Annotated in this window: 11 protein-coding genes; 2 read left to right on the top strand and 9 right to left on the bottom strand. The window is 70.3% G+C overall.

The features are described 5' to 3' along the window. Window positions 1-159: 159 nt before the first annotated feature. The gene (gene groES / locus RWO82_RS14175; protein ID WP_017203655.1) at window positions 160-456 is read right to left on the bottom strand and encodes a co-chaperone GroES; all 297 of its coding nucleotides are present in this window, start codon (window positions 454-456) and stop codon (window positions 160-162) included. Window positions 457-618: 162 nt separating this feature from the next. Here groES and RWO82_RS14170 point away from each other — a divergent pair, with 162 nt between their 5' ends. Further along, window positions 619-1,809: a THUMP-like domain-containing protein gene (locus tag RWO82_RS14170; RefSeq protein WP_399540884.1), complete on the top strand. Its 1,191-nt coding sequence runs from the start codon at window positions 619-621 to the stop codon at window positions 1,807-1,809. A gap of 28 nt (window positions 1,810-1,837) precedes the next feature. Here RWO82_RS14170 and RWO82_RS14165 read toward each other — a convergent pair whose 3' ends face one another. Genes RWO82_RS14165 through RWO82_RS14130 form a run of 8 tightly spaced genes read right to left on the bottom strand, consistent with a single transcriptional unit; the run spans window position 1,838 to window position 7,684 of the window. Beyond that, window positions 1,838-2,992, bottom strand: a complete 1,155-nt coding sequence (locus tag RWO82_RS14165) for a hypothetical protein (protein ID WP_314428166.1) — start codon at window positions 2,990-2,992, stop codon at window positions 1,838-1,840. 3 nt (window positions 2,993-2,995) lie between these two features. After that, window positions 2,996-3,514: a hypothetical protein gene (locus tag RWO82_RS14160; RefSeq protein WP_314428165.1), complete on the bottom strand. Its 519-nt coding sequence runs from the start codon at window positions 3,512-3,514 to the stop codon at window positions 2,996-2,998. Further along, a complete protein-coding gene (gene tsaD, locus RWO82_RS14155) occupies window positions 3,514-4,584 on the bottom strand; it encodes a tRNA (adenosine(37)-N6)-threonylcarbamoyltransferase complex transferase subunit TsaD (RefSeq protein ID WP_314428164.1) in 1,071 nt (356 codons plus the stop codon). Before tsaD ends, RWO82_RS14160 begins: the two co-directional genes overlap by 1 nt. Then, window positions 4,581-5,087: a ribosomal protein S18-alanine N-acetyltransferase gene (gene rimI / locus RWO82_RS14150; protein ID WP_314428163.1), complete on the bottom strand. Its 507-nt coding sequence runs from the start codon at window positions 5,085-5,087 to the stop codon at window positions 4,581-4,583. Before rimI ends, tsaD begins: the two co-directional genes overlap by 4 nt. Then, complete coding sequence (gene tsaB / locus RWO82_RS14145; protein ID WP_314428161.1) at window positions 5,084-5,707, bottom strand: tRNA (adenosine(37)-N6)-threonylcarbamoyltransferase complex dimerization subunit type 1 TsaB; 624 nt, start codon at window positions 5,705-5,707, stop codon at window positions 5,084-5,086. The genes rimI and tsaB overlap by 4 nt, the downstream gene beginning before the upstream one ends. Window positions 5,708-5,727: 20 nt before the next feature. Beyond that, window positions 5,728-6,225, bottom strand: coding sequence for a tRNA (adenosine(37)-N6)-threonylcarbamoyltransferase complex ATPase subunit type 1 TsaE (gene tsaE, locus RWO82_RS14140; protein WP_314428159.1), 498 nt, complete (start codon window positions 6,223-6,225; stop codon window positions 5,728-5,730). Further along, window positions 6,222-7,328: an alanine racemase gene (gene alr, locus RWO82_RS14135; RefSeq protein WP_314428157.1), complete on the bottom strand. Its 1,107-nt coding sequence runs from the start codon at window positions 7,326-7,328 to the stop codon at window positions 6,222-6,224. Before alr ends, tsaE begins: the two co-directional genes overlap by 4 nt. Beyond that, window positions 7,325-7,684: a holo-ACP synthase gene (locus RWO82_RS14130; protein WP_314428154.1), complete on the bottom strand. Its 360-nt coding sequence runs from the start codon at window positions 7,682-7,684 to the stop codon at window positions 7,325-7,327. The genes alr and RWO82_RS14130 overlap by 4 nt, the downstream gene beginning before the upstream one ends. A gap of 269 nt (window positions 7,685-7,953) precedes the next feature. Between RWO82_RS14130 and RWO82_RS14125 the strand changes: the two genes are divergently transcribed. Then, window positions 7,954-8,787 carry a DUF559 domain-containing protein gene (locus RWO82_RS14125; RefSeq protein WP_314428153.1) on the top strand — a complete coding sequence of 278 codons (834 nt, stop codon included), beginning with the start codon at window positions 7,954-7,956 and terminating at the stop codon, window positions 8,785-8,787. Window positions 8,788-8,945 lie beyond the last annotated feature (158 nt).

Genomic DNA, 8,945 nt, shown 5'->3' with positions numbered 1-8,945 from the left:
CCCCCCGCGCCCCCCCTCGACCCCCCCGGGGCCCCCGGCCCCCCGCCCCCCGCCCCCCGCAACGGCGGGGGGGCCCGGGTGGGGTGCCGCAACGGGCCCCTCTCCGAGGAACATGCGCCCCTGGCCCTCACCGGGCTCAGGAACAGGCTGATCCGCTGATCAGCGGACGACGACCGCGAGAACGTCGCGAGCCGACAGGACGAGGAACTCGTCTGCGCCGAACTTCACCTCGGTGCCGCCGTACTTGCTGTAGAGCACGCGGTCGCCCACGGCGACGTCGAGCGGAACACGGTTGCCGTTGTCGTCGATGCGGCCGGGGCCCACGGCCACGACCTCGCCCTCCTGGGGCTTCTCCTTTGCAGTGTCGGGGATGACCAGGCCACTCGCGGTGGTCTGCTCGGCCTCGACCTGCTTGATGACGATGCGGTCCTCGAGCGGCTTGATGGAAACCGACACGGTCTACCTCTTCTTTCTTGACGCTGACACGAAAGACTTGTTCGCACTCTCAACCCGAGAGTGCTAACACCAGTCTATGCGGTGCGCTGGCACTCATGCAATGCGAGTGCCAGCCACGGACACCCGGCGGAGCGACCACGCGCCTAAGCTGATCGGGTGGAGATGTCTGAGCTGCGAGCACTGCTCACCCCCGAAGGCCTCGAGCTGCTGGACGCGGTGGGGCCGATCGACCAGGTCGCGGACGTCGCCCGCACGGTCTCCCGCCTGCGCGCCGCCGGACACTCCCCGGATCTCGTCTCGGCGGTCGTCGGGCAAGCGCATCTGCGGTCGAAGGCCGTCGCGAAGTTCGGACCGTTCGCGAGCCGGATGCTGTTCACCCGCGCAGGACTCGAGCAGTCGACCCGGCTCGGCGTCGCGGCGAGACATGCGCAGCGGCTGCGCCGGTCCGGCATCACCCGCGTGGCCGACCTCGGCTGCGGGATCGGCGGCGACTCGCTCGCGTTCGCGGCGGCCGGTCTCGACGTGGTCGCCGTCGACGCCGACGAGGTCACCTCGGCGATAGCGGCGTACAACCTCGCGCCGTTCGGCGAGGACGCCACCGTCCGTCACGGCACGGCCCAGGACAATGTGCCCGAGGTCGGCGACGGCGCGCAGGCCGTCTGGATGGACCCCGCCCGGCGCACCCAGGGCCACGGTGACACGCGCCGCGTCTCGTCCGACGCGTACTCGCCGCCGCTGGACTGGGCCTTCTCGGTGGCCGCGCGCATGCCGACGGGCATCAAGCTCGGCCCCGGACACGACAGAGACGACCTGCCCCACGACGCCGAGACCCAGTGGGTCAGCGCGGACGGCAGCGTGGTGGAGCTCGTGGTGTGGACGGGCGTGCTCGCCCGAGAGGGAGTGCGTCGTTCCGCGCTGATCATCAGGGGCGAGGAGTCGCACGAGCTCACCGCCGGCGCAGACGCCGAAGACGCTCCCGTCCGAGAGCTGGGCGCGTTCGTGCACGAGCCCGACGGCGCGGTGATCCGGGCCCGCCTGATCGGCGACGTGGCGCGGACCCTCGAAGCCGGGATGATCGACGAGAAGATCGCCTATCTGACATCCGATGCCGCACTCACGAGCCCGTTCGTGCAGTCGTTCCGCGTGCGCGAGGTCATGTCCGCCAACCCGAAGACCATCACCTCCGCACTGAAGGCGCACGGCATCGGCACACTCGAGATCAAGAAGCGCGGGATGGACATCGACCCCGCCGCCTTCCGCAAGAAGCTCACCCTCCGCGGCGACGGCTCGGCGACCCTGATCCTGACCCGCATCGGATCCCAGCGGCGCGCGATCCTCTCCGATCGGGTGTGACCGCCCACCACTCTCACGTCGAGTGAGGTCAGCCCGCGTCGGCGGCGTCGGTCGGGTCTCCCTCTGCGGCATCTGGGATCTCACCCTGCACGATGAGATAGGACCGGCCCATCGAGGTGAAGTCCAGTCGCACGCTCCAGGTTGAGGACCGTCGGCCCGAATCGTCCACGGAGACGCCCTCGACCAGAACGCCCTCCCCCGGGATCATCCCGATGTTGGCATCGACGCACTGCGATGCGTCGACGGCGTCGACGATCAGGCACTGCTTGGTCGTGAAGCCCTCGGTGCGCGTCGCCGACCAGACGGGGGCATCGCCGGCGTATCCCATGACGGCGAGCGAATGCTGCTCGTACCCGCGGTCGAGGAGTTGCTCGGCACGGTCACGCTCGTCGGCATCGAACTGCTGCATCCACTGCTCGACGTCGAGCGTCCAGCGCTGGATCAGCGCCACCATCTCGCCCGTATGCGAACGGGCCGCGCTCGCATAGATCTGCTCACCGCCGTCCTCATCGCCGGGCCGGGCGTCGATGACCCCTGCGCTGAGCCCGATGCCGCGCTCGAGGTCATCGGCGATCTGACATCCGCTCGCCGACTGCCCTGCGACATCGAGCACGATGCACTCCGTCGCCCCGCCCTTCTTGGTGCCGAACCACACGATCGCGTCATCGTCTCTGCCGATCGCCCGCACGCTGCCCGGATCGTACTCGCCCTCGGCCTCCAGCTCGCCGGCCCTCTGCTGCTCGGCTGCGCTGAGCGGAACGCCGTCGTCGCGCCCGAAGAGCGCCCACCCCGCCGCGAGGCCGATGAGGAGCAGGCCGATGGCGGCGAGCGCCAGTGCCCGCCAGTGGCGGCGGAGCACCGACCGCGACGAGCGCGGCACGTCGTCCGGCCCGGACTCGACCATCGCTGCCGGTGATGCCTCAGCCGGCGCGTCGGCCGCGGTTGCGGAAGACGCCGCCGGCTCCTCCTGTGCTCTCGACGCGCGGCTAGCGTCGGCCGGGCGGGATTCGTCGGGTGTCGGAGGAGCGGCCGCGACCGCGCGAGCGTCGTCTCGCTCAGCGCCGGCCCGCCGCTGCTCCAGCTCGACCAGGCGTGCGGCATCGGCAGCGGTCAGAGTGCTGTCTCGTCCGTAGGCACGCGCCTGGAGCGCCCTCAGCTGGGTCGTCTCCTCGGCGTCGAGCATGCGTCAGCCGAGTCTCTCGAACTGCATGCCGGCCCAGACGAGCCAGCCGAGGCTGTAGACGGTCGCGCACAGACCGAGCACCAGCGCCCACCGCGCGATCGCTCGATTCTCGACGGGTCGCCGCAACGACATGATCGAGGCGATTACCGCGATGATCGCGATCGGTATCCCCCAGCCGACGAAGAACGAGGCGACCAGCGCGACGATCGCCGCCATGAGCGCCCACGGCGCGAGCCTCGTCTCGTCTGCGACCACGGGCACCGAGGCGGTACCCGTGGGCTCCCACTCCGACTCGCGCGGAGGCCGATCGAGCTCCGGCCCGCTGGCGACCACGGGCTCGATCCCGACCGGTCCGGTCGGCAGCTTGGTGTAGCCGCCGCGCGGCGCGCCGGGCAGTCGCGCTGCACCTTCCGGGCGCACCACCTCGGGCGTGGGTCGTTCGAGTCGCGTCGGCGGAATCACCGCGCGCGAGCCCTCGCGCTCGGAGTCAGCGGGTCCACCCGTGCGAGGCACGTCGCTCATCAGTGCACCTCGACCCGCTCATCGACCTGGATCTGAGTCACGGGAAGGGTCGAGTCCGCGCCGAACGCGAGAGTCGACGGCGGTCTGCCCGAACCGATCAGCTCGGCGGCGAGCGCCGCGATCATCGCCCCGTTGTCGGTGCAGAGCGAGAGCGGCGGGATCCGCACGGTGACGCCTGCGGCCTCCGCCCTCGAGAGGGCGACCTCGCGCAGCCGGCGGTTCGCGATGACCCCGCCTCCGAGGAGCAGCCGCGGCACTCCGCGATCGGCGCAGGCCGCGAGAGCCTTCGTGACGAGCACGTCGACGACGGCCTCGCGGAAGCTCGCCGCCACATCGGCGACGGGGACCTCGACGCCCTCGGCCTCGCAGCGTTCGACCCATCGGGCGACAGCGGTCTTCAATCCGGAGAACGAGAAGTCGTAGCGGTGCGCGGCGAGGTCCGAGGCGCGGGACAGCCCACGCGGGAAGCGGATCGCGGTCGGGTCGCCGGACGCGGCCGCTCGGTCGATCTCGGGGCCCCCGGGATACGGCAGCGACAGCAGGCGGGCGACCTTGTCGAACGCCTCTCCTGCGGCGTCGTCCATGGTCTCGCCGAGCATCTCGACGTCGGTGGTGAGGTCGCGCACATGCAGCAGGGATGTGTGTCCGCCCGACACCAGCAGGGCGATCGTCGGGTATTCGAGCGGCTCCGAGTCGGGGGTCAGGATGTCGGCGGCGATATGACCCACGAGGTGGTTCACCGCATAGAGCGGCTTGTCGAGGGCCACGGCGAGGCCCTTCGCCGCGCCGACACCGACCATCAGCGCACCGGCCAGACCGGGGCCGCTCGTCACGGCGACCGCATCGAGATCCTCGAGTCGCACGTCCGCCTCGGCGAGCGCCGCGTCGATCGACGGCTGCAGGGCCTCGAGGTGCGCGCGAGCCGCGACCTCAGGCACCACACCGCCGTACCGCGAATGCTCGTCCATGCTCGAAGCGATCGTGTTCGACAGCAGGGTGCGTCCTCTGACGATGCCGATGCCCGTCTCGTCACAGCTCGTCTCGATGCCCAGCACCAGCGGCTCGGTCATTCGCTCGCCTCCTTCGCGACGTCGGCATCCGTGATCCGAGGGTCGACCGACCGCGGATGCGGAAGCACCAGCTTCATCACGATCGCGTCGACGTCGTCAGGCTGGTAGTACCGCGGGCGGCGGGCGATCTCCTCGAAGCCCTCGGAACGGTACAGACCCTCAGCACTCGGGTTGTCGGCGCGCACCTCGAGGAAGACCTCGCGGGCGCCGCGTTCGACGGCCGCGTCCAGCAGCGCACGCAGCAGGGCGCGACCGCGACCGGCGCCGCGGTGTTCGGCGTCGAAGGCGATGGTCTGGATGTCGGCGTCGCTCGCCCCCACGAGTGCACGGACTCCCCCGTAGCCGATGATCGACCCCTCATGCTCGTCGACCAGGTAGCACCCGTGCGGACTCGCGAGCTCGACCGCCATGGTCTCCGAACTCCACGCATCCGTGGGGAACGAGCGATGCTCGATCGCCATGATGGCGTCGAGATCGTCGGATGTCGCGGGACGAACGGTCACAGCCCCACCTTCTTCGGGGCGCCCGGCACGGAGACGTCGGGCTGACGCAGATACAGGGGCTCCGCATCCGCGAGCACGCGTCCGGCGGCGAGCGCACGCGCGCCGACCCGCGCGAGGTCGGTCGCGGAGAGAGTCTCGACGTCGATGCGGCGGATGCCGTCGAGACGGGCCTCGACGTCGGCACGCGGCACCAGCACCGTCTCGGCGACGACGACGGGGATGCCGTCGGCGTCCGTTCCGTCGAAGACGGTGACCGCGACCTCCCGGCGACGGGCGTCGGTGGCGATCGCGAAGGCGCCCGCCACGGAGTCGCTTTCCATCGCAGTGAGGGCCGCGGCGTAGTGGCTGGGCACCGGCACGACGGGGATTCCGCGGCCCAGTGCGAACGCGCGTGCCGCCGCGATACCGATCCGCAGACCCGTGAACGGCCCGGGGCCCATGCCCGCCACGATGTGGGAGATCTGCCCGCCGTCGGCGCCGTCGAGCGTGCGCACCAGCAGGTCGCCGATCACCTCGGCATGTCCGAGCGGATCGGAGGCGGAGGCCTGCGAGCGCAGAGTGCCGTCGGCATCGATGAGCGAGACGGCGGTGCCCAGGGAGGTGTCGACGGCGAGGATCACCTCTCCAGGGTAGCCGGGGTTCAGTCGGGGATAGCCGACAGCCCCTCGCGGGTGATGGTGACGTGGCGCGGAGCATCCGAGTCGAGCTCGGACGGATCGAGTTCGTCTCCGCCCCCCACCGGTCTCTCCAGCTCGATGTCCCACCACCGGTCGGCCAGCTCCTCGGCCATTCCCCGCCCCCACTCGATCACCACGACCGAGCGGGCCAGATCGAGGTCGAGATCGTCGAGCTCCGCCCCGGAGCCGAGCCGGTAGGCGTCGACGTGCACGAGCGGTGCACGCCCGACGAGCGAGGGATGCGTCCGCGCGATCACGAACGTGGGGCTCTGCACGGGGCCTCGCACACCGAGGCCCTCCGCGAGACCCCGGGTGAAGGTCGTCTTGCCGGCGCCCAGCGGTCCGGTCAGGATCAGCAGATCTCCGGCCTCCAGCTGCTCGCCGATACGGAATCCGAGCTGCTCCATCGCCGCCGAGGTCTCGATCTCGTGCCGGCCGAGGAAAGCGGGGTCGACGCTCATGCCGACCTCCGGGGCACTCGGGCGCCGATGCGGGTCACGATGTCGTAGTCGATTGTCGACGCGGCGTTGGCCCACTCCGCGGCCGACGGCACCCCGAGCGTCGGATCTCCGAACAGCACGACCTCGTCTCCGACCGCGACGGCCGCGTCACCCACGTCGACGACGAACTGATCCATCGCGATGCGGCCGACGTTGACGTATCGGCGTCCGGCGATCGAGACGGGCAGTCTCCCCGAGGCCTGCCGCGGTACTCCATCGGCGTAGCCGAACGGAACGAGCACCAGGGTGGTGTCGCGCGGCGTGCGGTGGTCGTATCCGTACGAGATGCCCGCACCGGCGGGCACTCTGCGCACTGCGGCGACGGCGCCCCGCAGCGTCATGGCCGGCCGCAGCCCCAGCTCGGCCGATGAGCGGTCGTCGAACGGCGAGAGGCCGTAGATCCCGATGCCGATGCGAACCGCGTCGAGCCTCATCTCGGGAAGGTCTATCGCCGCGGCCGTCGCAGCGATGTGCCGGAGCTCGGGATGGATCCCGAATGATTCCGCCAGCGCCACGGCCTGCTCGAACTTCGCCAGCGCCTCGCGGTCGTCGTGCGCAGAGGTGTTGGAGAGGTGACTGAAGAGACCGATGATCCGCAGTCGACCGATGCGCTCGAGACGAGCCGCCTCTGCGAGCACCCGACCCCAGTCGGCGGGAGCGATGCCGTTGCGCGACAGCCCGGTCTCGAACTTCAGGTGCACGCCGACCGGGCGATCGACCGAAGCGACCGCGCCCGCTGCCTCGAGCTGATCGAAAGAGGAGATGCCGAGCTCGATGTCGTGCTCGGCGGCCTGCTCGAACCGCTCCCCCGGGGCGTGCAACCACGCGAGGATGGGCGCAGTGATCCCCTGGCGCCGCAGATCGAGCGCCTCGGGGATCTCTGCGACGCCGAGCCGTGTCGCCCCGCCCGCGAGAGCCGCGACGGCGGCGGCCGCGGCGCCGTGACCGTAGGCGTTCGCCTTGACGACCGCGATGACCTCGACGCCCGTCAGGCGACGGAAGTGGCGGACGTTGTCGCTGATGGCATCCAGTTCGATGCGCGCCTCGCGGAACGGGACAGTCACAGGGGATCTCCTTCGGCGACGACGAATGCGGCGGCGAGCCCCGCGTCGTGGGTGAGGGTCAGATGGAGGCGGACGATACCGCGCTCGGCGACGGCCGCGGCAGTGGTGCCCGACAGCACGAAGTGCGGCCGGCCCGACGATTCCGAGGCGATCTCGATCTCGGTCCAGTGCACGCCGTCCGACCCGCCGAGGGTCTTGATCAGCGCCTCTTTCGCGGCATAGCGCGCGGCGAGCGACGGCAGGCGCAGACCCCGTTCGTTCGGCGCGAACAGCCGCTCCAGAAGCCGAGGTGTCCGCTCGAGCGTCCGCTCGAACCGCGGGATGTCCACGAGGTCGATGCCGGTCCCGATGATCACCAGTTCAGCCTAGTCGCGGCATCCTCCCGGTTCCCTCATGCCCCCCTCCCACTCCCGCCCCCTCACACCCGCCCTCTCACTCCCGCCCTCTCAGATGCATGCTCAGATCACGGATGCATGGTGAGGGTCGCTGTGCGGGCATGCATCCGTGATCTGGGCATGCAGGTGATCTGCGCACTTCTTCTGCACGGGCGAGCAGTCGGATCGGTCGCCCGGATACATCGGGGGATCCATCCGGAAGCCGGCTGACGATGCCGGATGCTCGAGGGATGCTCGCACCCGCAGACCTCCTGGATCGCTTCGACGGCATCGCTCATGGGCGCCGCCTGCAGGAGTTCGGCTGCTCGCGGAGTCAGCTCTCCGCGGCAGTCCGAGACGGATCGATCCAGCGTCTGCGCCCCGGGGTGTACGTGCTCGCTTCCGCTGCCCGCAAGGTCGTCGCGGCCGGCGCGCACGGTGGAGCGCTCACGTGTTCCGACGCGCTTCGCGCCCACGGGGTGTGGGTGCTACCCGCCGAAGACGAATCCGTGCATGTGTGGATGGGCGGTTCGGGTCGCCGTCACTCGCATGCGGGCTGCGAGTGCACTGCGCACTACTCGGCGGGCACGGCACGGCTGGGATTCGCGCCGATCGCCACGGCGCTGATTCATGCATATCGGTGTCTCGGCACCGAGGCGTTCTTCGCGGCCTACGAGTCCGCCTGGAACAAGCGCCTGATCTCCGCACACGACCGCGCCAGGATTCGGAAGGAGCTGCCGTCGGCTGCTCGCTGGCTTCTCGATCTCGCGCGCCCCGACTCGGAAAGCGGACTGGAGTCCCTTCTCCGCCTGCGACTGCATCTGCTCGGCGTGCTCCTCGAGTGTCAGATCACGATCGACGGCGTCGGCCGCGTCGACTTCGTCGTCGGGGGCCGCCTCATCCTCGAAGTCGACGGTCGCACCAACCACGCGAGCGCAGAGCGTCGTCACCACGATCTCGAGCGCGATGCAGCCGCATCCGCCCTCGGATTCGAGACCTTGCGCTTCGACTATGCGATGGTCGTCCACGACTGGGCGACCGTCGTTCAAGCAATCCTGCCGGCACTCGACCGCGCCCGCGCGTGACCGCACGCTGAGGATCGAGTCGTCGTGCCGCCAGCCCTCGCAGATGCATGCCGCGATGACAGATGCATGCTCAGCCTGAGCATCCGGGCATGCATCCGTAATTCGAGCATGCAGGTGGGACCCGGACGAAGGCGACCCGGACGAAGGCGACCCGGACG

The sequence above is a fragment of the uncultured Microbacterium sp. genome, from assembly GCF_963521645.1.
In the GTDB taxonomy this organism is placed as follows: domain Bacteria; phylum Actinomycetota; class Actinomycetes; order Actinomycetales; family Microbacteriaceae; genus Microbacterium.
Note: the sequence above shows the minus strand (reverse complement) of the source record. Positions and strands in the feature narration are given on the sequence as shown.